Here is a 20,331-nt window from a genome sequence, read left to right on the forward strand (position 1 = left end):
GGGGCACCCGACTCGCTTTCGGTGCCCCCCACTGCGGTGGTGCTACTTGCGGCCGGCGTTGATCAGCTCGGCGTGCTCCTGGAGCGACATGACCCCGACCTCGTCGCGCAGCAGCCGGTCGATGCCCTGGACGGCCGCGCCCATCGCCTGGACGGTGGTCAGGCAGGGCACCGCGCGGGCCACGGCCGCGGTGCGGATCTCGTAGCCGTCGAGGCGGCCGCCGGTGCCGTACGGCGTGTTGATGATGAGGTCGACCTCGCCGTCGTGGATCAGCTGGACGATGGTCTTCTCGCCGTTCGGGCCCTCGCCCTCGCTGTGCTTGCGCACCACGGTGGCGGGGATGCCGCCGCGCTGCAGCACCTCGGCGGTGCCGGCGGTGGCGAGCAGCTCGAAGCCGAGGCCGACCAGCGCGCGGGCCGGGAAGACCAGGTTGCGCTTGTCGCGGTTGGCGACCGAGACGAAGACCTTGCCCTTGGTCGGCAGCGCGCCGTAGGCGCCGGTCTGGGACTTGGCGTAGGCCGTGCCGAAGACCTTGTCGATGCCCATGACCTCACCGGTCGAGCGCATCTCCGGGCCGAGCACGGTGTCCACGCCGCGGCCGTGCACGTCGCGGAAGCGGCTCCACGGCATCACGGCCTCCTTGACCGCGATCGGCGCGTCGGCGGGCAGCGTGCCGCCGTCGCCCTCGGCCGGGAGCATGCCCTCGGCGCGCAGCTCGGCGATGGTGGCGCCGAGCGAGACCCGGGCGGCGGCCTTGGCCAGCGGCACGGCGGTCGCCTTGGAGGTGAACGGGACGGTCCGGGAGGCGCGCGGGTTGGCCTCCAGGACGTACAGGATGTCGCCGGAGAGGGCGAACTGGATGTTGATCAGACCGCGCACCCCGACGCCGCGCGCGATGGCCTCGGTCGAGGCGCGCAGGCGCTTGACGTCGTGGCCGCCGAGGGTGATCGGGGGCAGCGCGCAGGCGGAGTCACCGGAGTGGATGCCGGCCTCCTCGATGTGCTCCATGACGCCGCCGAGGTAGAGCTCGGTGCCGTCGTAGAGCGCGTCGACGTCGATCTCCACCGCGTCGTCGAGGAAGCGGTCGATGAGCACCGGGTGCTCGGAGATCAGACCGGCGTGCCGCTCCAGGTAGGAGGCGAGCGAGGCCTCGTCGTAGACGATCTCCATGCCACGGCCGCCGAGCACGTAGGACGGGCGGGCGAGGACCGGGTAGCCGATCTCGTCCGCGATCGCCTTGGCCTCCTCGAAGGAGAAGGCGGTGCCGTGCTTGGGCGCGGGCAGGCCGGCGTCGCGCAGGACGCGGCCGAAGGCGCCGCGCTCCTCGGCGAGGTCGATCGCCTCGGGCTGGGTGCCGACGATCGGCACGCCGTTGTCCTTGAGCGCCTGGGCCAGGCCGAGCGGGGTCTGGCCGCCGAGCTGGACGATCACGCCGGCCAGCGGTCCGGCCTGCTGCTCGGCGTGGACGATCTCCAGCACGTCCTCCAGGGTGAGCGGCTCGAAGTAGAGCCGGTCGGAGGTGTCGTAGTCGGTGGAGACGGTCTCCGGGTTGCAGTTGACCATGACGGTCTCGTACCCGGCCTCGGCGAGCGCGAAGGAGGCGTGCACGCAGGAGTAGTCGAACTCGATGCCCTGGCCGATGCGGTTCGGGCCGGAGCCCAGGATGATCACGGCCGGCTTGGAGCGCGGTGCGACCTCGTTCTCCTCGTCGTAGGACGAGTAGAAGTACGGGGTCTTGGCGGCGAACTCGGCGGCGCAGGTGTCGACGGTCTTGAAGACCGGGCGGATGCCGAGGGCGTGGCGCACCTCGCGGACGACGTCCGGCTTCAGACCGCGGATCTCGCCGATCTGCGTGTCGGAGAAGCCGTGCCGCTTGGCGTGGCGCAGCAGGTCGGGGGTGAGCTCGGCGGCCGCGGCCAGCTCGCCGGCGATCTCGTCCAGCAGGAAGAGCTGGTCGACGAACCACGGGTCGATCTTGGTGGCCTCGAACACCTCCTCCGGGGTGGCGCCGGCCCGGATCGCCTGCATCACGGTGTTGATCCGGCCGTCGGTCGGCACGACCGCCTTGGCCAGCAGCTCGGTCCTGTCGCCGACCGGGCCGGTCCAGGAGAACTGGGAGCCCTTCTTCTCCAGCGAGCGCAGCGCCTTCTGCAGCGCCTCGGGGAAGTTGCGGCCCAGCGCCATGGCCTCGCCGACCGACTTCATGGTGGTGGTCAGCGTGGCGTCGGCGCTCGGGAACTTCTCGAACGCGAACCGCGGCACCTTGACCACGACGTAGTCGAGGGTCGGCTCGAAGGAGGCCGGGGTCTCCTCGGTGATGTCGTTGGGGATCTCGTCCAGGGTGTAGCCGACGGCCAGCTTGGCGGCGATCTTGGCGATCGGGAAGCCGGTGGCCTTGGAGGCGAGCGCCGAGGAGCGGGACACGCGCGGGTTCATCTCGATGACGATGACCCGGCCGTCCTCGGGGTTCACCGCGAACTGGATGTTGCAGCCGCCGGTGTCGACGCCGACCTCGCGGATGACGGCGATGCCGATGTCGCGCAGGATCTGGTACTCGCGGTCGGTGAGGGTCATCGCCGGGGCGACGGTGATCGAGTCACCGGTGTGCACGCCCATCGGGTCGAAGTTCTCGATGGAGCAGACGACCACGACGTTGTCGTGCTTGTCGCGCATCAGCTCCAGCTCGTACTCCTTCCAGCCGAGGATGGACTCCTCCAGGAGCACCTCGGTGGTCGGCGAGAGGGTCAGGCCCTGGCCGGCGATGCGGCGCAGGTCCTCCTCGTTGTGGGCGAAGCCGGAGCCGGCGCCGCCCATGGTGAAGGAGGGGCGGACGACGACCGGGTAGCCGCCGAGCGTGTCGACGCCGGCCAGCACCTCGTCCATGGTGTGGCAGATGACCGAGCGGGCGGACTCGCCGTGGCCGATCTTGGCGTTGACGGCCTCGACGACGCCCTTGAAGAGGTCGCGGTCCTCGCCCTTGTTGATCGCCTCGACGTCGGCGCCGATCAGCTCGACGCCGTACTTCTCCAGCGTGCCGGCCGCGTGCAGCGAGATCGCGGTGTTGAGCGCGGTCTGCCCGCCCAGGGTCGGCAGCAGCGCGTCGGGGCGCTCCTTGGCGATGATCTTCTCGACGAACTCCGGGGTGATCGGCTCGACGTAGGTGGCGTCGGCGATCTCCGGGTCGGTCATGATCGTGGCCGGGTTGGAGTTGACCAGCACGACCCGCAGGCCCTCGGCCTTGAGGACCCGGCAGGCCTGCGTACCCGAGTAGTCGAACTCGGCGGCCTGACCGATCACGATCGGGCCGGAGCCGATCACCAGGACGGACTTGATGTCAGTGCGCTTAGGCACGCTGGCCCTCCATGAGCTTCACGAAACGGTCGAAGAGGTAGGCCGCGTCGTGCGGGCCGGCAGCAGCTTCGGGGTGGTACTGCACGCTGAAGGCGGGGACGTCGAGCGCCTGCAGGCCCTCGACCACGTCGTCGTTCAGGCAGACGTGGGAGACCTCGACCCGCCCGTACGGGGTGTCGCTCGCCTTGTCCAGCGGGGCGTTCACGGCGAAGCCGTGGTTGTGGGCGGTCACCTCGACCTTGCCGGTGGTGCGGTCCTGCACCGGCTGGTTGATGCCGCGGTGGCCGTACTTGAGCTTGTAGGTGCCGAAGCCCAGGGCGCGGCCGAGGATCTGGTTGCCGAAGCAGATCCCGAAGAACGGGGTCTTGCGCTCCAGCACGCCCTGCGCCACGGCGACCTGGTGGTCGGCGGTGGCCGGGTCGCCCGGGCCGTTGGAGAAGAACACGCCGTCCGGCTGGACCGCGTAGAGGTCCTCCAGGGTGGAGTTGGCCGGCAGCACGTGCACCTCGATGCCGCGCTCGGCCATCCGCTGCGGGGTCATCCCCTTGATGCCGAGGTCCAGCGCGGCGACGGTGAACTTCTTCTCGCCGATCGCGGGGACGACGTACGCCTCGGTGGTGGCCACCTCGGCGCACAGGTCGGCGCCCTTCATCTCGGGCGACTGCTGCACCCGGGCGAGCAGGGCGGCCGGGTCGGCCAGCGCCTCGCCGGAGAAGATGCCGCAGCGCATCGCGCCGCGCTCGCGCAGGTGGCGGGTCAGCGCGCGGGTGTCGATGCCGCTGATGCCGACGATGCCCTGGTCGACCAGTTCCTCGTCGAGCGAGCGGCGCGAGCGCCAGTTGGAGGCGACGCGGGCGGGGTCGCGCACGACGTAGCCGGCGACCCAGATCCGCGCGGACTCGTCGTCCTCGTCGTTCCAGCCGGTGTTGCCGATCTGCGGGGCGGTCATCACGACCACCTGGCGGTGGTACGACGGGTCGGTCAGGGTCTCCTGGTAGCCGGACATGCCGGTGTTGAAGACCGCCTCGCCGAAGGTCTCGCCGATCGCGCCGTAGGCCTGGCCGCGGAAGGTCCGGCCATCCTCCAGGACGAGCACGGCGGGGACGCGTTCCCGCCGTTGGCGCTGCGTGGTGGGGGCAGGTGCGGTCATTGCGCGGCCTCTTCCGTCTTCTTCGTCTGCGTACGTGTGGCAAGGTGAGCGATCGCCTCGACCCAGGCGGCGTGCTCGTCGGGGTGGTCGGCCCGGAAGCCGGAGTCCAGCTCGGAGCCCTCGTGCGTCCAGGTGACGACGAGCAGCCCGGACGGGACGACCTTGCCGGCGATCCCGGAGTCCGTGCGGGCGCCGGTCAGGTGCGCGGCCGGGATCCACAGGTCGACGTCACCGGGACGCCGGACCAGCAGGCCGTCCTCGCCGAGGGTGAGGTCGGCCCGGCTGCGGGTGCCCAGGCCGTGCGCGACGACCCGGTCGAGCCAGTTCCCGGCGGTGGTCGTGCCGTGGTACCGGCCGCTGGTCTCCAGGATGGTGCGCCCGGCACCGTCCGGCACGGCGGGCAGCGGCGGGATGCCGGACTGCAGGGTGCGCCGCCAGTTCCAGCCCTGGCGCATCAGCCAGTAGACGAGGCCGATCAGGATCAGCAGGCCGACGGACCAGCCGATGTACCCGGGCCAGTTGGTGACCTTCGCCTGCTCCTTGGCGAGCGTGGCGTAGTCCATCACCGCGCGCCGTCCTGCTCGGCGAGCTCGCCGGCCAGCACGGTGGCGCGGCCGCGCAGGAAGGTGGCGTGCACCCGTCCGGGCAGGTCCAGGCCCTTGTAGGGGGTGTTGCGGCTGCGGGTGGCGAAGCTGTCCGGGTTCACGGCACCACGGTACGCGGGATCGAACAGCACCAGGTTGGCGGGCTCACCCACCGAGATCGGCCGGCCGTGTCCGGTGAGACGGCCGATCCGGGCCGGGCGGCGCGACATCCGGTCGGCGACGCCCTCCCAGTTCAGCAGGCCGGTCTCGACCATGGTCTGCTGGACGACCGACAGCGCGGTCTCCAGGCCGACCATGCCCATCGCGGCGACGGCCCACTCGCAGTCCTTGTCCTCGTCCGGGTGCGGCGCGTGGTCGGTGGCGACGGCGTCGATGGTGCCGTCGGCGAGCGCCTTGCGCAGCGCCTGGACGTCCTCGGCGGTGCGCAGCGGCGGGTTCACCTTGTACACCGGGTCGTAGGAGCGGACCAGCTCGTCGGTGAGCAGCAGGTGGTGCGGGGTCACCTCGGCGGTGACGTCCCAGCCCTTGGCCTTGGCCCACCGGATGATCTCGACCGAGCCGGCCGTGGAGACGTGGCAGACGTGCAGCCGGGAGCCGACGTGCGCGGCGAGCAGCACGTCGCGGGCGATGATCGACTCCTCGGCGACGGCCGGCCAGCCGCCGAGCCCGAGCTCGCCGGAGACCTGGCCCTCGTTCATCTGGGCGCCCTCGGTGAGCCGCGGCTCCTGGGCGTGCTGGGCCACGACGCCGTCGAAGGCCTTGACGTACTCCAGGGCGCGGCGCATCAGCACCGCGTCGTCGACGCACTTGCCGTCGTCGGAGAAGACCCGGACGCCCGCGGCGGACTCGTGCATCGCGCCGAGCTCGGCGAGCTTCTTGCCCTCCAGGCCGACGGTGACGGCGCCGACCGGGCGGACGTCGCAGTAACCGGCCTCCTGGCCGAGGCGCCAGACCTGCTCGACCACGCCGGCGGTGTCGGCCACCGGGGTGGTGTTGGCCATCGCGTGCACGGCGGTGAAGCCGCCCATCGCGGCGGCCTGGGTGCCGGTGAGCACGGTCTCGGCGTCCTCGCGGCCGGGCTCGCGCAGGTGGGTGTGCAGGTCGACCAGGCCGGGGAGCGCGATCAGCCCGGAGGCGTCGATCTCGATGTCCGCCTCGGCCGTCAGGCCGGTGCCGATCTCCTTGATCACACCGTCGGCGAGGAGGAGGTCCTGCGGGGCGCCGCCGAGGATCTTGGCGTTGCGGATCAGGTAGGTGGTCACTGAGCGGTCTCCACGGTCTCGGTGCGGGGGGCGTCGGCGGGGGCGTCGGCGGGGGTGGCTCCGCCGAGCAGCAGGTAGAGCACGGCCATCCGGACGGAGACGCCGTTGGCGACCTGCTCGACCACGGTGCAGCGCGGCGAGTCGGCGACCTCGGCGGTGATCTCCATGCCGCGGACCATCGGGCCGGGGTGCATGACGATCGCGTGCTCCGGCAGCCGGGACAGCCGCAGGCCGTTCATGCCGTAGCGGCGGCTGTACTCGCGCTCGGTCGGGAAGAACGCGGCGTTCATCCGCTCGCGCTGCACCCGCAGCATCATCAGCGCGTCCGTCTTGGGCAGCACGCTGTCCAGGTCGTAGCTGATCTCGCAGGGCCAGTTCTCGATGCCGATCGGCAGCAGCGTCGGCGGCGCGACGAAGGTGACCTGGGCACCGAGGGTGTTCAGCAGGTGGACGTTGGAGCGGGCGACCCGGCTGTGCAGGACGTCACCGACGATCGTCACCCGGCGGCCGGCCAGGTCGTGACCCGAGCCCGGGTTGAGGTGGCGACGCATCGTGAAGGCGTCGAGCAGCGCCTGGGTGGGGTGCTCGTGGGTGCCGTCACCGGCGTTGATCACACTGCCGTGCAGCCAGTCGGACTGGGCCAGCCGGGCCGGCGCGCCCGAGGCGTGGTGGCGGATGACCACCGCGTCGGCGCCCATGGCCTGCAGGGTCAGCGCGGTGTCCTTGAGGCTCTCGCCCTTGGAGACCGAGGAGCCCTTGGCGGAGAAGTTGATGACGTCGGCCGAGAGGCGCTTCTCGGCGACCTCGAAGGAGGTCTTCGTCCGGGTGGAGTCCTCGAAGAAGAGGTTGACGACGGTGCGGCCGCGCAGCGTGGGCAGCTTCTTGACGGCCCGGCCGGAGAGCTGGGCCAGCTCCTCGGCGGTGTCCAGGATCAGCAGCGCGTCGTCGCGGCTGAGATCGGCGGCGGAGACGAGGTGGCGCTTCACGCGGGTTACTCCGGGAGGTGCGGTTCGGTGGGCTTGGCGGCCATGGCCTGCGAGGAGCGCTGGGCGAAGTCGCGGTCGCCGACCAGGACGGCGTCCACGCCGTCGCTGTCGGAGAGGCGCACCTGCACGGCCTCGCGCAGCGAGGTGGGGAGGTTCTTGCCCACGTAGTCCGCGCGGATCGGCAGCTCGCGGTGGCCCCGGTCGACCAGGACGGCGAGCTGGACGGCGCGGGGCCGGCCGATGTCGTTCAGCGCGTCGAGCGCGGCGCGGATGGTGCGGCCGGAGAAGAGCACGTCGTCGACCAGCACGACGAGCTTGCCGTCGATGCCGCCGGACGGGATCTCGGTGTGCTCCAGGGCGCGGGCGGGCTTCAGCCTCAGGTCGTCCCGGTACATGGTGATGTCCAGGGTGCCCAGCGGGATGTCGCGCCCGGTGATCTGGGCCAGCCGGCCGTGCAGGCGGCGGGCGAGGTGGACGCCCCTGGTGTGGATGCCGAGCAGCACGACGTCCTCCGCGCCCTTGGCGCGCTCGACGATCTCGTGCGCTATCCGGGTGATGACCCGGGCGATGTCCGTACCGTCCAGCACCTGGTGCGGCGGTCGCGGCGTCGAATCCTGGTATGCGGTCATGCCGAAGCGGACCTCCTTCCCCGCCTCACTGGACGGGCCTTAAAGGATGTCTGGGATCGCCCCCGCCGGACCGGCGTGGGCTTCGGGTCATCCTAGCAGCGCCCCGGACGGCAAACGGAAGTCCATCATTCCGCTTCCCGCGGTTTACACCCCGGACGCGCCGACGATGCGGGCCATTCGCACGACTGCCCCATTCGGCTTGACGCAACTACCTTACTCTACGTAACCTCACAGTGAGTTACGAGACGGACGTCGAACCCACCGGTAACGGCGTCGGCAATCGCCCGTGACCCACCACTGAACGCGAAGCAATCTCGTCCGGGGAGATCAATGTCCAGCGACTACGCGAAGCAACTCGGAGGCAAGCTCCGAGCGATCCGCACTCAGCAGGGTCTCTCCCTGCACGGTGTCGAGGAGAAGTCCCAGGGGCGCTGGAAGGCAGTCGTCGTAGGCTCGTACGAGCGCGGTGACCGTGCGGTCACCGTGCAGCGGCTGGCCGAGCTGGCGGAGTTCTACGGCGTCCCGGTGCAGGAGCTGCTGCCCGGCGGCACCCCCGGTGGCGCGGCCGAGCCGCCGCCGCGGCTGGTCCTCGACCTGGAGAGACTGACCCAGGTCCCTTCCGAGAAGGCCGGTCCGCTGCAGCGCTACGCGGCGACCATCCAGAGCCAGCGCGGTGACTACAACGGCAAGGTGCTGTCGATCCGCCAGGACGACCTGCGCACCCTGGCCGTCATCTACGACCAGTCGCCGTCGATCCTCACCGAGCAGCTCATCTCGTGGGGCGTGCTGAACCCCGACGCGCGCCGCGCGGTGCGCGAGGAGGACGCGAGCTGAGGCTCACCGCACCGGCTCCCGCCAGCGGACCCAGCACTCGTTTCACCAGTGCTGACAAGCAGAAACGTCACGGCGCGGCACCCCGAAACGGGGCCGCGCCGCGGCGTTCGCCCGCACCGCCGCAGGCCTCGGGGGCGCCGGGGCTTCAGCAGACGGTGCCCAGGCTGTAGCCGGGCCGGGCCGCCACCCCGTCCAGCCGGACCGGCCGGTCCGCCGGCGCCCAGTCCTGGCCCCCGCTCGACCACGCCCAGGAGGCCGGCAGGTACTCCCCGCAGGAGGCCGCCGAGCCCTGCGAACCGTGCAGCACCGCGACGCCCGGCAGCTCCAGGGCCAGCCCGGCGCACAGCACCGCGCAGACCAGCTCCAGGTCCTCGTCGTTGACCCGCACCACGCCGTCCTCCCACTGCAGCACCCGCGCCGCCGCGGTCAGGGCCCCGCCGGGAGCGTCCACCCGCAGACGCAGCTCGTACACGCCGGCGCCCGCGCCGACCAGCATCCGGCGGAACACCTCGCCCCCGCGCTGGTAGGCGGCGCGCACCCAGTCGGCGTGCCCGTCGTCCGGCTCGCCCGCACCCCCGTACAGCCCGCCGTCGAGCAGCAGGTCGGCATGGCTGAGCGTCAGCCCGTTCTCCCGGGCCCGGACGAGGCGCGGCACGAAGTCCCCGGCCAGCTCCTCGCCCTGGTAGGCGAGCAGCTGGGTCTGCAGCGGCGGGTTGACCAGGTAGCGGTCACGGGCGGTGGGTGCGGCCGGGTCCAGGCCGTTGAGCAGGCAGAACTCCTCGAAGTCCTGCGGGTGGAACATCCGGGCCCGGACGGCCTCGAAGCGCTCCAGCGCGTCGCCCAGCAGGTCGGCGGTGTCGGCCAGGTAGCGCTCGAAGTCGGGGGCGTCGGAGATCCCCCAGACGCGGGCCCGCGCGAAGTCCGCGGCGTTGGTCAGCACGCCGATGACGAACGCCTGGTCGGCGCCCCCGGCCGGCACCCCGGCCCCCTCGGCCCGCTCGCCGCCCTCGGCCCGCGGCGGCCGGTGCGAGGCCCGGACCGCGGGCCGGGGGCCGCCGGCGGTGCAGTCGGAGTTGCGACGGGCGCGACCGTTCCGGCTCATGCGCCCACCTCGCCGCGCTCGGCGGGGGCGGTCGCCCGTGCACGCCTCTCGACTGTTCGCTCGCTTCGCTCGCTCACGGGTGGCTCCTGGCATCGGCGGTGACGGTCGGCGGCGGGCTCGCCGCTGACCGCCTTCCTCCCCACCCCCCGCGCGTCGCACACGTACGGCGTGTCACAGGAATGTAACCACGGGTGATAGCACCGGCGGCGCGCCCCTGGCGGACCTACCGGGGCACCCGGGCCAGCTGGCGGGACTGCGCGACCAGGCGGCCGGACTCGTCCCAGACCTCGGCGTCCTCCTCGAAGTACCCGCCGGCCAGGTTGCGGGTCGCGTGGGTGACGCGCAGCCAGCCCGGGACGGGCTTGGCGCGCAGGTGGACGGTCAGCTCGACGGTCGGGGCCCAGCCCGGCATGCCGAGGTCGAAGGTGACCGGCGGCAGCGCGTCGGCGACGAGCAGGAGCAGCAGCGGGTCGGGCTCGCGGCCGTCGGCGAGCCGGAACCAGCCCTGGATCCGCCCGTTGCCGGAGGGCTGCCCGAGCGCCCAGCCGACGGTGGCCGGGTCCAGCCGGAGGTCGAAGCGCTCCAGCAGGGCGGCCTGGGCGATCAGCTCCTTGGGCGCGTGCTCCACGCCGATGCACTGGTCCGGCGGCGGCAGCTGCGGCGGCTGCGCACTTGTGCGCACCTCGCCGTCGCCGGTGGAGAGGTCGCCGTGGCTGGCCACCACGCGCAGCCGCTCGACGCCGTCCTGACTGAGCGAGGCGGTGCCGGTGGAGAGCCCGCGGCCGGAGCGCAGCACCTCGGTGCGGACGGTGGCCGGGCCGGGGGTGGAGGCGGACAGGTAGTAACCACTGATCGACACCGGGTCCGGGTGCGTGCCGTGCTCCAGCGACAGCGCGTGTCCGGCCACGGCGAGCAGCAGCCCGCCGTTCACCCCGCCGCCGATCTGCCAGCCCTCGCCCAGCTCGGCCTCGTAGCGGCCGGCCTCCTCGGCGTGTCTGGTCAGGGCGATGCCCTGGTCGAACTCGCTGCGGATCGCGGTGGTCATGTGGGGGACCTGCCCTTCGCACGGGGTTCCGAACACCAAGTTACTGATGAGTAGGAACTCACCTTACGCCGCCCGGGTGAAACGCGCGACGGCCGGGAACAGCGAAGGCTCGGAGAACGCCGGACGAACCGGGCACGCCGGACGCGGCCGGGCCGGACGGGACCGGGAACGCCGAACGGCCGTCGGACCCGCGTTCGGGTCCGACGGCCGTCGGAAGGGCGTGGCCGTTACCGGCGGATGCTCGGCTTCAGCTCCAGGAAGCGGGCGAGCAGACCGTTGACGAAGGCCGGGGAGTCGTCCGTGGAGAACTCCTTGGCGATCTCGACGGCCTCGTCCAGGACGACCGCGTCCGGGACGCCGTCCTCCCAGATCAGCTCGTACGCGCCGAGTCGCAGGACGTTGCGGTCCACGATCGGCATCCGGTCGAGGGTCCAGCCCACCGCGTACTGCGAGATCAGGTCGTCGATGCGACGGGCGTGCTGGACGTACCCCTCGATCAGCTCCATGGTGTACTCACCGACCTGCGGGGTGCCCTCGTCGGGCCTGGGGTCGCGGGCGCGGGCCACCCAGTCGGCGAGGACCTGCTGCGGGTCGACCCCGCGGTGGTCGGCCTCGAAGAGGATCTGGAAGGCCCGGGTGCGGGCCTTGCTGCGTGCGGCCGACACGGACTTACTTCACCCGGCCGAGGTAGCTGCCGTCGCGGGTGTCGACCTTGACCTTCTCGCCGGTGACGACGAAGAGCGGGACCTGGATCTCGGCACCGGTCTCCAGGGTGGCCGGCTTGGTGCCACCGGTGGAGCGGTCGCCCTGGACGCCCGGCTCGGTGTGCGAGATGACCAGCTCGACCGAGGTCGGGAGCTCGATGTAGAGGACGGCGCCCTCGTTGGTGGCGACCAGGGCCTCGAAGCCCTCCAGCAGGTAGTTGGCCGCGTCGCCGACGACGGACGGCTCGACCGTGATCTGGTCGTAGGTGTCCATGTCCATGAACACGAAGTTCTCGCCGTCCTTGTACGAGAACTGCATGCCGCGCTTGTCGACGTTGGCGGTCTCGACCTTGGTGCCGGCGTTGAAGGTCTTGTCGACGACCTTGCCCGTCAGGACCTCCTTGAGCTTGGTACGCACGAAGGCCGGGCCCTTGCCGGGCTTGACGTGCTGGAACTCGACGACGGACCAGAGCTTGCCGCCATCAAGCTTGAGGACCATGCCGTTCTTGAGATCGTTCGTGGAAGCCACGGGCGCACTTACTCCTGGATATAGCTGTCAAGGAACCAAGGTTTGCGTCCTGCCGCCGACGGCCGTGGGCCGCGGTCACAGGGCGAGGAGCTCCTTGGTGGTGATGGTGAGCAGCTCGGGCCCGCCCTCTTCGAGGGGGCGCACGACGAGCGTGTCCTCGATCCGGACACCGCCCTTGCCCGGGAGGTGGACCCCCGGACCGACGGTGACCGGTACGCGGCTGTCCAGTTTACCCATGTCCGACGGGCCGAGGCGCGGCGCCTCCCGGATCTCCAGTCCGATGCCGTGGCCCACCGGATGCGGCGAGGTCTCGGTGTGGCCCGCCGCCTCCAGGACCTGCCGGGCGGCCCGGTCGGGCACGCACTGCTCGACACCCGGGCCGAGCGCCTCCCGGCCCGCCCGCTGGGCCCGGAAGACCAGCCGGTGCAGCTCCACCTGCCAGGGCGCCGGAGCAGCGCCGATCACGAAGGTGCGGGCGGTGGAGATGCGGTAGCCGCGGTACTGGGCGCCCATCACCACGGTCAGGAAGTCGCCCTCCTCCACCCGGCGGTCGGTCGGCTGGTGGGCGGCCTGGCCGGAGTGGCTGCCGGTGCCCACCGACACCGGGAAGGCGGCCCGGTCGGCGCCGTGGTCGATCATCCGGCGCTCCAGCTCCATGGCCAGGTGCCGCTCGGTGCGCCCGACCAGGATCGACTCCAGCAGCTCGCCGAGCGCCTGGTCGGCGATCTCGGCGGCGATCCGCAGGTCGGCGATCTCGTGCTCGTCCTTGACCACCCGCAGCCGCTCGACCAACTGCCCCAGGTCGACCAGCCGGGCCCGTTCCACCCGGCCCGCCACCGCCCGGTGCCGGCTGACGGTCAGGTCGTGCTCCTCCACCGCCAGCCCCGCCACCCCGAAGCTCGCCGCCGTGGCCGCGGCGGCCAGCGCGGTGTCCGTCCCGGCCGCCACCGGCAGCTGGGTCACGTCCGCGGCGATCAGGTGCTCCCCCGTGTCGTCCGGCGGCACGTCGTCCGGCAGCGCGAGCAGCGCCCGCTCCCTGGTCAGCAGCAGCGTCGCGCCGCAGGGCGCGCAGCCCGTCAGATACCGCACGTTCGCCGCCCGGGTGATCAGCGCCGCATCGGCCCCGGCCGCACTGCAGTGCTCCCTCACCCGCTCCCGCCGCCCCGCGTACGCATCCGCCATGCGTCGAGCCTACGAACCCCCGGCCCGAACCGCCCGCCGAGCACCCCCGACAGGACCCCGGGGTGCCTCCCCGCGCCCGCCCGCGCCCCCGTACCACCGGCTGGTTCCCGCGACGGATTCCCCCCGACCTGTGCCCGCGACCGGTTCCGGGCCGAAGGGTTCCCGCCGCCACCCGGGCCGGGCGGGGCAACCGGGTGACCGGGGCGCCGCCGCGGGCCGCTCCCCCGGGGGAACGCGGGCGACGCCGCCGGGGAGCCCACACCCCCCGACGGCGCCCACCCGGTACCGGGCCGCACTACGCCCCGTCCGGGCCGATCAGCCCGCGCCGGTAAGCGGGGACCAGGTTCTGCGGCACGAGCAGCTCCCGGCCGTCGATCGCGATCGGGACCAGCCGCGGAGCCGTCGCCCTCCAGCGGGCGCGGCGGTGACGGGTGCTGCTGCGGGAGGTCCTGCGCTTGGGTACGGCCATCGGGGTCTCCTATCGGCTCGGGCCGGAGGTGTACGGGAGGAGGGCCGTCTCGCGGGCGGTCTTCATCGCCCGGGCCGCCGCCCGCTGCTGCTGCACGGTGGTGGGGGTACCCCCGGCCGAAGGCTGGGGGAGGTGACCCTGCGGCTGCGGATCCTGCCGCGGTCGGAGACGAAGCGGCGCAACAGCTCGGTGTCCTCGTGGTCGACGTACTCGATGCCGCCCGCGATCAGGGGGTCGGGCCGGTTCTTCGGCGGGGCGGTTCGGTGGCGCATGACAGCGGGCGTCCTTTCGGCGGACGTCAGTGGACGGGGTCGAGCAGGTCCCGGAAGGCGTCGGGCAGGGCCTTCCAGCCCCCTTCGCCGACGGCGAGTTCGGTGTCGGTGAGCAGGCAGGAGTCGAGCAGCACGGTGATGCCGTCGGAGTCCAGCCCCTCCGCGGTGAAGCTGAGCTGCTGGACCCGGTCACCGTGCAGCGGGTGCCAGTCGAGGGCGGCGGCCGCCCGGCGCGCGGGCGGGTACAGGTCCCAGGCCGCGTCGGGGAGGGCGGTGAGCCAGGGCCCGCACTCCTCGACCGCGAGGTTGGCCCCCGCCGCGTCCCAGGCCAGCAGCAGGTCGGGCCGGTTGGCCAGCCAGAAGCGGCCGCGGCTGCGCTGCGCTGCCGGGACGAGCAGTTCCAGCGCCTCGTGCAGCCGCCCCGGGTGCAGCGGCCGGCGGCGTTCCCACACCAGGGTGGTGACGCCCGCCTCGTCCCGCTGCTGCGGCAGCAGCGCGATCGCCGGGTTGACCCGGTCGCGGGCGGCGGCGACGTCGAACCCGCCGAGCGCGGCCCGGGTGAGGGTGCCGGTGCCGAGCCGGACGACCCTGGCGGTGGCGTGGAGCTGGCGCAGCAGCGCGAGCCCCGGCGCGTGCGCCGTGGCGCGCGGGACGGCGAGGGTGGTGGCGTACTCGATCTGATGGGCGAGCGCCTCCGCGCGGGTCCGCCCGTCCCGCCCGGCGGTGTGCTCGCCGTGGTCCACCAGGTCGTCGGGGACGGACAGTTCGCCGATCAGCCGGTCCGGGTCGACCGCGGTGACCACGCCCGCGAGTTCGACGACGTCCGCGAGCTGCCGGCCGTCCGACTCCCCTCCGGCGATCACCTCCACGGCCGGGTGCGGGTCGCTGCCGCCCCACAGTTCGACGATCGCGAGCCCGTGCCGACCCTCGTCGGCGATCTCCAGCAGCCGGGGCAGGAGGTCCTCGCGCAGGGCGCAGCACGGGCAGTCGTTCGTCAGCGGCACGTCGTCCACGTCGAACGCCCCTCCGGCGTCGCGCAGTTCGCGGTGGACGAGGCCGAGCGAGGCGTCCCGCAGATCGTGCCGAAGCACCACCGCGTCCACTGCGGCGGCGGCCAGTTCCCCGACGGCGGCGCGGCGTTCGTCGGCGTGCAGACCGGCGACGACGACCACCGGCAGCTTGATCCCGTCCGGGTCGGCCGTCATGCCGCTCACCAGCTGGCCTTGCGGACGCCCGGCAGGTGACCGGCGTGGGCGTGCGTGCGGAGGTTGACCCGGGAGAGGCCGAAGGCGCGCAGGTAGCCGCGGGGGCGGCCGTCCACGGCGTCACGGTTGCGGATCCGGGTGGCACTGGCGTCGCGCGGCTGGCGGGCGAGTTCGGTCTGCGCGGCGGCACGCTCGGCGGGGTCGGTGCCGGGCCGGGCGATGATCCGCTTCAGTTCGGCCCGGCGCTCTGCGTAGCGGGCGACGACGGCGCGTCGCCGTCCGTTCTTGGCGATCTTGCTCTGCTTGGCCATCAGACCTTCTCCCCCCGGGCCCGGATGCGGGCGACGGCGGCCTCGATGCCGATCGCGTCGACGGTGCGGATGCCCTTGGCGCTCAGCACGAGCCGGACGTACCGGCCCTCGCTGGGCAGCCAGTAGCGCTTGCGCTGGATGTTGGGGTCGAAGCGGCGGGGGGTGCGGCGGTGCGAGTGCGAGATCGCGTTGCCGAAGCCGGGTCGGCGGCCGGTGAGTCGGCAGTGGGCAGACATGGGTGCTCCTTGCTCCCTGGCGCTCGGGAATGGGCAGGACGGAGCTCACGTTACACCAGATGAAAATGACATCCATTTCTGTGTACGGTTTCGGCCCGGCACCCCGGACACCCGCACCACGACCCCAGGAGGACACCCCGTGGCCCGCAGCGAACTGCGTCCCGTCATCAAGCTCCGTTCCGCCGCCGGCACCGGCTTCACGTACGTGAGCCGCAAGAACCGCCGCAACGACCCGGACCGGATGGTCCTGCGCAAGTACGACCCGGTCGCGGGCCGGCACGTCGACTTCCGCGAGGAGCGCTGAGCACCCCCGCACCCGAACCTGAACCCGCACCCGTACCCGACCGGCCGACCGACCGACCCCCGAGAGGAACCCCGCCATGAAGCCCGGAATCCACCCCGCCTACCGCCCGGTCGTCTTCCGCGACAAGGTCGGCGGCCTCGCCTTCCTGACCCGGTCGACGGTCACCGGCGACCGCACCGTCGTCCGGGAGGACGGCAACACCCACCCGGTGATCGACGTCGAGATCTCCTCTGCGAGCCACCCCTTCCACACCGGCCAGTCCCGCGTGCTCGTCACCGCGGGGCGGGTCGAGCGCTTCCGCCGGCGGTACGGCGACCGGCACTGACGGCGACCGGCGGCCGGCACCCAGGGCGACCGGCACCGAGAACGCCGCAACGGCGCCTCCCGGACGGGGAGGCGCCGTTGCGGCATGCGAAGCAGGGGGCCGCGACCGGGGCGGCGCCGGGGATCAGCGCGGTGGCGGCACCGAGACCACCATGGTCAGCGCCAGCGTCCGCTCTCCCGCATTGCGGTAGACGTGCGGGTACGAGGCGTCGAAGGAGACCGTGCCGCCGACCGGCACCGGGTGCTCGCGCTCGTCGTGCACCAGGGTCAGCTCGCCCTCGTCGACCCGGACGATCTCCACCGTCCCGGCCGGGTGCGGCTCCGAGGAGTACTCCTCGCCCGGCTCCATCCGCCAGCTCCACAGCTCCAGCGGGCCGGGCGCCTCGATCCCGTGCAGCAGGGTGCCGGTGCCGCCGGACGGCCCGGCCCACAGCGGCACGGCCTGGTCGGCCGGCACGATCCGGACGTCCGGCCCCTTCTCGTAGTCGAGCATCGTGGCGACCGAGACGCCCAGCGCGTCGCCGAGCCGGACGACGGTGGCCACGCTCGGGTTGGTACGGCCCTGCTCGATCTGCACGATCATGCCGCGGCTCACCCCGGAGCGGGCGGCGAGGGCGTCCAGGGTGTGACCGCGCTCGGTGCGCAGCCGCTTGAGGTTCCGGGCGAGGGCCCGGGAGACGAGGTCGGGGTCCGGCACGCGGTCAGTCCTCCGGTGTGTCCACTGGTCGTGACAGTGCGAAATAGTGTTCGGCAAGTTCAGTTTGTTGCACTACGCTGCCAAACCTCGGCAACGAGTCCACCCGACTGTACTTCGGAGTGCATTGTGCTGTCCTTGAGTCCCTCCGCGCCCGGCGGACCCACCATCCCGGGCAACCTCCTGCGGCCCGGGGCCCGCCCGTGACCGCCCTGCTCGCGCTCTCCGCCAGCCTGCTCTGGGGCGTCGCCGACTTCGGCGGCGGCGCACTCGCCCGGCGGCTGCCCGCGCTCGCCGTGGTGGTCGCCTCCCAGGCGGCGGCCGCCGCCGTACTGCTGGCCGCCGTCCTCGCCACCGGCAGCTGGGCCGACGCCTCCCCCGCCCTCTGGTACGCGGTCGCCGCCGGGGTGATCGGCCCGTTCGCGGTCCTCGCCTTCTACCGCGCGCTCGCCCTCGGCCCGATGGGCGTGGTCTCGCCGCTGACCACCGTCGCCGTCCTGGTGCCCGTCGGCGTCGGCCTGGCCCTCGGCGACCGCCCGGGCCCCGGCCGGATCGCCGGGATCGCCGTCGCGGTGGCCGGCGTGGTGCTCGCCTCCGGGCCCGAGCGCGGCGGCCGGGCCGCCGCCCGCAGCACCCTGCTGCTCACCCTGGGTGCGGCCCTCGGCTTCGGCACGGTGATGGCCCTGATCGCGCACGCCTCGGCGGACGGCGGCCTGCTGCTGGTGCTGTGCGTCCAACGGCTGTGCAACGTCGCCGTCGGCGGCACCGTCCTGGTGGCCGGCCTGCGCCGCTCCGGGGATGCGGCCGGCCTGCTGCCGGGACTGCGGGCCCGGCTGCCGCTGCTCACCGCGGTCGGGCTCGCCGACGTCGTCGCCAACGCCGTCTTCGCGATGGCCTCGCACCGCGGCTCGGCCACCGTGGCCGCCGTCCTCTCCTCGCTCTACCCCGTGGTCACCGCGCTGATGGCACGCGGGGTGTTCAAGGAGCGGCTGCGCCCGGTCCAGGTGGTCGGCGCCGGGCTCGCCGTCGCGGGAACGCTGCTGCTCGCGGCCGCATGAGAGGTGCTCATGACGCTGCCCCATGAGCCGCGCTCATGGGGCAGTGGGATGAGCCGCGCTCATGCCCCGACGCCATGAGTCGACCTCATGCCCCCGGCCGCCATGAGCCGACCTCATGGGACCCCATGAGCCGCGCTCATGCCCGACCCCATGAGCCGCGCTCATGCCCGACGTCATGAGCCGCGCTCATGCCCCCGGGCTCGGACCCGTCACGAGCCCTCGGGCGCCCAGCGCTTCTCGACCCGGGCGAGCTTCCAGTACCCGATCGCCAGCGCCCAGACCACCACGAACAGCCCGGCGATCGCGTAGCCGACGTTGTCCAGCGAGATGTCCGCGATCCAGCCGCTCACCGGGTCGGTGAGGTCGAACTTCTCGTGCAGCACACCGACCAGCTCGATGGTGCCGATGATGAAGGCCACCGCGATCGACAGCCCGGTGATGGTCAGGTTGTAGTACACCTTGCGCACCGGGTTGGCGAAGGCCCACTGGTACGCGAAGTTCATGAACGTCCCGTCCAGGGTGTCGAACAGGCTCATCCCGGCCGCGAACAGCAGCGGCAGGCAGACGATCGCGTACCAGGGCAGTCCGGCGGCCGCACCCGAGCCGGCCATCACCATCAGGGTGACCTCGGTCGCGGTGTCGAAGCCCAGGCCCAGCACCATGCCGACCGGGAACATCTGCCCCGGCCGGGTGATCGACCGGGTGGCCCGGTTCAGCACCCGGGCCATGAAGCCGCGCGAGTCGAGGTGCGCCTCCAGCTCCGCCTCGTCGTACTGCCCGGCGCGCATCGCCCGGAACACCTTGAGGATCCCGAGCAGCGCCGCCAGGTTGAGCGCCCCGATCAGGTACAGGAACGCGCCGGAGGCCGTCGTCCCGACCACCCCGAGCCACTTGTGGGTGGTCGACTCGTCGTCCATCAGCGTGTTCGCCAGCTGCGCGCCGCCCGCCACCAGGGCGGCCATGATGACCACCATCGAGGAGTGCCCGAGGGCGAACCAGAAGCCCACCGAGACCGGCCGCTTGCCGTCCGCCATCAGCTTGCGGGTGGTGTTGTCGATCACCGCGATGTGGTCGGCGTCGAAGGCGTGCCGCATCCCGAGGGTGTACGCGGTGATACCCAGGCCCACCCCGAAGACCTGGGTACCGACCGCGTACCGCTCGGGTGCCACCAGAAAAATGAGCGTCCCGAAGGCCACCACGTGCATGGCCAGGATCACGCCCATCAGCCCGGCCGTGCGGACGGTGTCCTCGCGCCGCCACCGGAAGGTGGGCAGTACGGAGGGAGCCGCTGCGGCCTCCGCGGCGGCGGTTTCGGGCAGGGTCATCTGCGGATCACGCTCCAGCACCTCGTGGAATCACTTCGTGAGATGCCGCGGCCGGTCTCCTGGCTTACGGGACACGCCCGTACCCGCCTTCCCGGGTGCGCGAGGCGCCCAGTGACGTCGTGGGTACGGACGGCGCTCCCCCGCGGACGGGGGAACGGCCCGATCACAGTGGCGAGGGCCGCTCCGGACTCCGGACCCCTGAGGGTCCGTCACCGGTCTTCCCGAGCACCACGGCGGGCTACACGGTAGGGGCCCGGCCCCGACCCATGCAAGGCTGCGCACCTGCGCAGGTGTCCAGGATCACAGCCGCCCGCCTGCAAGAATGTCCGCATGCATCTCGTACCGGCCGACCGCGCGGGCCACCGCACCATCGACGGACACCGGGTCTGCGAGGCCATCGCCGCGATCGGTGACGCCGCGCACGTCCGGTCCTGGGCCGAGCGGTTCTCGCTGCTCGCCGACCCCGGACGGCTCGCCCTGCTGCTCGCCCTCCACCGGGCGGGCCCGCTCGCCGTCACCGACCTCGCGGTCGCCACCGGCATGCGCGACCCCGCCGTCTCCCAGGCCCTGCGGCTGCTCCGCACGGCCGGCGTGGTCACCGGCGACAAGGACGGACGAGTCGTGCGCTACCGGCTCGTCGACCAGGACATGCGCCCCCTCCTCGACGAGTGCGTCGCCGCCGAGCACCACGAGCCCACCGCCGCGGCCGGCTGACCGACACTCGGGAAACGCGGCCGCACCGGCACCCCGGGTG

General features: G+C 72.6%; 22 protein-coding genes, 1 pseudogene and 1 riboswitch. Of the genes and pseudogenes, 5 read left to right on the forward strand and 18 right to left on the reverse strand.

Going from position 1 to position 20,331, the window contains the following annotated elements; all coding sequences use genetic code 11:
* Positions 1–42: 42 nt before the first annotated feature.
* The 6 genes from carB to pyrR are packed head-to-tail and all read right to left on the reverse strand — an operon-like array spanning position 43 to position 7,983.
* Positions 43–3,351, reverse strand: a complete 3,309-nt coding sequence (gene carB, locus ACZ7KX_RS26640) for a carbamoyl-phosphate synthase large subunit (protein ID WP_470328687.1) — start codon at positions 3,349–3,351, stop codon at positions 43–45.
* Positions 3,344–4,501: a glutamine-hydrolyzing carbamoyl-phosphate synthase small subunit gene (carA, locus tag ACZ7KX_RS26645; protein ID WP_350521219.1), complete on the reverse strand. Its 1,158-nt coding sequence runs from the start codon at positions 4,499–4,501 to the stop codon at positions 3,344–3,346. Before carA ends, carB begins: the two co-directional genes overlap by 8 nt.
* Positions 4,498–5,064 (reverse strand): PH-like domain-containing protein, encoded by a 567-nt coding sequence (locus ACZ7KX_RS26650; RefSeq protein WP_350521220.1) that lies wholly within the window; start codon positions 5,062–5,064, stop codon positions 4,498–4,500. The genes carA and ACZ7KX_RS26650 overlap by 4 nt, the downstream gene beginning before the upstream one ends.
* Positions 5,064–6,368, reverse strand: a complete 1,305-nt coding sequence (locus ACZ7KX_RS26655; RefSeq protein WP_470328688.1) for a dihydroorotase — start codon at positions 6,366–6,368, stop codon at positions 5,064–5,066. Before ACZ7KX_RS26655 ends, ACZ7KX_RS26650 begins: the two co-directional genes overlap by 1 nt.
* A complete protein-coding gene (locus ACZ7KX_RS26660) occupies positions 6,365–7,354 on the reverse strand; it encodes an aspartate carbamoyltransferase catalytic subunit (protein ID WP_396550391.1) in 990 nt (329 codons plus the stop codon). Before ACZ7KX_RS26660 ends, ACZ7KX_RS26655 begins: the two co-directional genes overlap by 4 nt.
* Positions 7,355–7,359: 5 nt before the next feature.
* The gene (gene pyrR / locus ACZ7KX_RS26665; RefSeq protein ID WP_350521223.1) at positions 7,360–7,983 is read right to left on the reverse strand and encodes a bifunctional pyr operon transcriptional regulator/uracil phosphoribosyltransferase PyrR; all 624 of its coding nucleotides are present in this window, start codon (positions 7,981–7,983) and stop codon (positions 7,360–7,362) included.
* 330 nt (positions 7,984–8,313) lie between these two features.
* Here pyrR and bldD point away from each other — a divergent pair, with 330 nt between their 5' ends.
* On the forward strand, positions 8,314–8,817 hold the full coding sequence (gene bldD / locus ACZ7KX_RS26670; protein ID WP_030056198.1) for a transcriptional regulator BldD: 504 nt from the start codon (positions 8,314–8,316) through the stop codon (positions 8,815–8,817).
* 145 nt (positions 8,818–8,962) lie between these two features.
* Here bldD and ACZ7KX_RS26675 read toward each other — a convergent pair whose 3' ends face one another.
* The 10 genes and pseudogenes from ACZ7KX_RS26675 to rpmB form a co-directional block, all read right to left on the reverse strand.
* Positions 8,963–9,919, reverse strand: a complete 957-nt coding sequence (locus tag ACZ7KX_RS26675) for a hypothetical protein (RefSeq protein ID WP_470328689.1) — start codon at positions 9,917–9,919, stop codon at positions 8,963–8,965.
* Positions 9,920–10,142: 223 nt separating this feature from the next.
* Complete coding sequence (locus ACZ7KX_RS26680) at positions 10,143–10,964, reverse strand: thioesterase family protein (RefSeq protein ID WP_470328690.1); 822 nt, start codon at positions 10,962–10,964, stop codon at positions 10,143–10,145.
* A 227-nt stretch (positions 10,965–11,191) separates the two neighbouring features.
* A complete protein-coding gene (gene nusB / locus ACZ7KX_RS26685; RefSeq protein WP_470328691.1) occupies positions 11,192–11,629 on the reverse strand; it encodes a transcription antitermination factor NusB in 438 nt (145 codons plus the stop codon).
* 4 nt (positions 11,630–11,633) lie between these two features.
* Positions 11,634–12,197: an elongation factor P gene (gene efp, locus ACZ7KX_RS26690; protein WP_350521227.1), complete on the reverse strand. Its 564-nt coding sequence runs from the start codon at positions 12,195–12,197 to the stop codon at positions 11,634–11,636.
* Between the two features lie 75 nt (positions 12,198–12,272).
* The gene (locus ACZ7KX_RS26695; RefSeq protein WP_350521228.1) at positions 12,273–13,379 is read right to left on the reverse strand and encodes a M24 family metallopeptidase; all 1,107 of its coding nucleotides are present in this window, start codon (positions 13,377–13,379) and stop codon (positions 12,273–12,275) included.
* A gap of 295 nt (positions 13,380–13,674) precedes the next feature.
* Entirely contained in the window at positions 13,675–13,848 is a 174-nt protein-coding gene (gene rpmF, locus ACZ7KX_RS26700; RefSeq protein WP_470328692.1) for a 50S ribosomal protein L32, read from the reverse strand.
* Positions 13,849–13,857: 9 nt separating this feature from the next.
* A pseudogene (rpsR, locus tag ACZ7KX_RS26705) lies at positions 13,858–14,120 on the reverse strand (30S ribosomal protein S18).
* Between the two features lie 26 nt (positions 14,121–14,146).
* Positions 14,147–15,325, reverse strand: a complete 1,179-nt coding sequence (locus tag ACZ7KX_RS26710; protein ID WP_470328693.1) for a CobW family GTP-binding protein — start codon at positions 15,323–15,325, stop codon at positions 14,147–14,149.
* 5 nt (positions 15,326–15,330) lie between these two features.
* Entirely contained in the window at positions 15,331–15,636 is a 306-nt protein-coding gene (gene rpsN, locus ACZ7KX_RS26715; protein WP_470328694.1) for a 30S ribosomal protein S14, read from the reverse strand.
* Complete coding sequence (gene rpmB, locus ACZ7KX_RS26720) at positions 15,636–15,872, reverse strand: 50S ribosomal protein L28 (RefSeq protein ID WP_470328695.1); 237 nt, start codon at positions 15,870–15,872, stop codon at positions 15,636–15,638. Before rpmB ends, rpsN begins: the two co-directional genes overlap by 1 nt.
* A 139-nt stretch (positions 15,873–16,011) precedes the next feature.
* On the opposite strand from rpmB, the gene rpmG reads away from it, so the two are divergent.
* On the forward strand, positions 16,012–16,176 hold the full coding sequence (rpmG, locus tag ACZ7KX_RS26725) for a 50S ribosomal protein L33 (protein ID WP_470328696.1): 165 nt from the start codon (positions 16,012–16,014) through the stop codon (positions 16,174–16,176).
* A gap of 76 nt (positions 16,177–16,252) precedes the next feature.
* A complete protein-coding gene (locus tag ACZ7KX_RS26730) occupies positions 16,253–16,501 on the forward strand; it encodes a type B 50S ribosomal protein L31 (protein WP_470328697.1) in 249 nt (82 codons plus the stop codon).
* Positions 16,502–16,624: 123 nt separating this feature from the next.
* Here the strand turns inward: ACZ7KX_RS26730 and ACZ7KX_RS26735 are convergent, their stop codons facing one another.
* Complete coding sequence (locus ACZ7KX_RS26735) at positions 16,625–17,197, reverse strand: helix-turn-helix domain-containing protein (protein ID WP_350521235.1); 573 nt, start codon at positions 17,195–17,197, stop codon at positions 16,625–16,627.
* A gap of 200 nt (positions 17,198–17,397) precedes the next feature.
* Between ACZ7KX_RS26735 and ACZ7KX_RS26740 the strand changes: the two genes are divergently transcribed.
* Complete coding sequence (locus ACZ7KX_RS26740; RefSeq protein WP_470328698.1) at positions 17,398–18,252, forward strand: EamA family transporter; 855 nt, start codon at positions 17,398–17,400, stop codon at positions 18,250–18,252.
* A gap of 209 nt (positions 18,253–18,461) precedes the next feature.
* On the opposite strand, the gene nicT is transcribed toward ACZ7KX_RS26740, so the two are convergent.
* Complete coding sequence (gene nicT, locus ACZ7KX_RS26745) at positions 18,462–19,577, reverse strand: Nickel transporter NicT (protein WP_350521237.1); 1,116 nt, start codon at positions 19,575–19,577, stop codon at positions 18,462–18,464.
* A 32-nt stretch (positions 19,578–19,609) separates the two neighbouring features.
* A riboswitch (cobalamin riboswitch) is annotated at positions 19,610–19,825 on the reverse strand.
* 82 nt (positions 19,826–19,907) lie between these two features.
* On the opposite strand from nicT, the gene ACZ7KX_RS26750 reads away from it, so the two are divergent.
* A complete protein-coding gene (locus ACZ7KX_RS26750) occupies positions 19,908–20,291 on the forward strand; it encodes an ArsR/SmtB family transcription factor (RefSeq protein ID WP_350521238.1) in 384 nt (127 codons plus the stop codon).
* Positions 20,292–20,331 lie beyond the last annotated feature (40 nt).

Source organism: Kitasatospora sp. NPDC038210 (assembly GCF_055600605.1).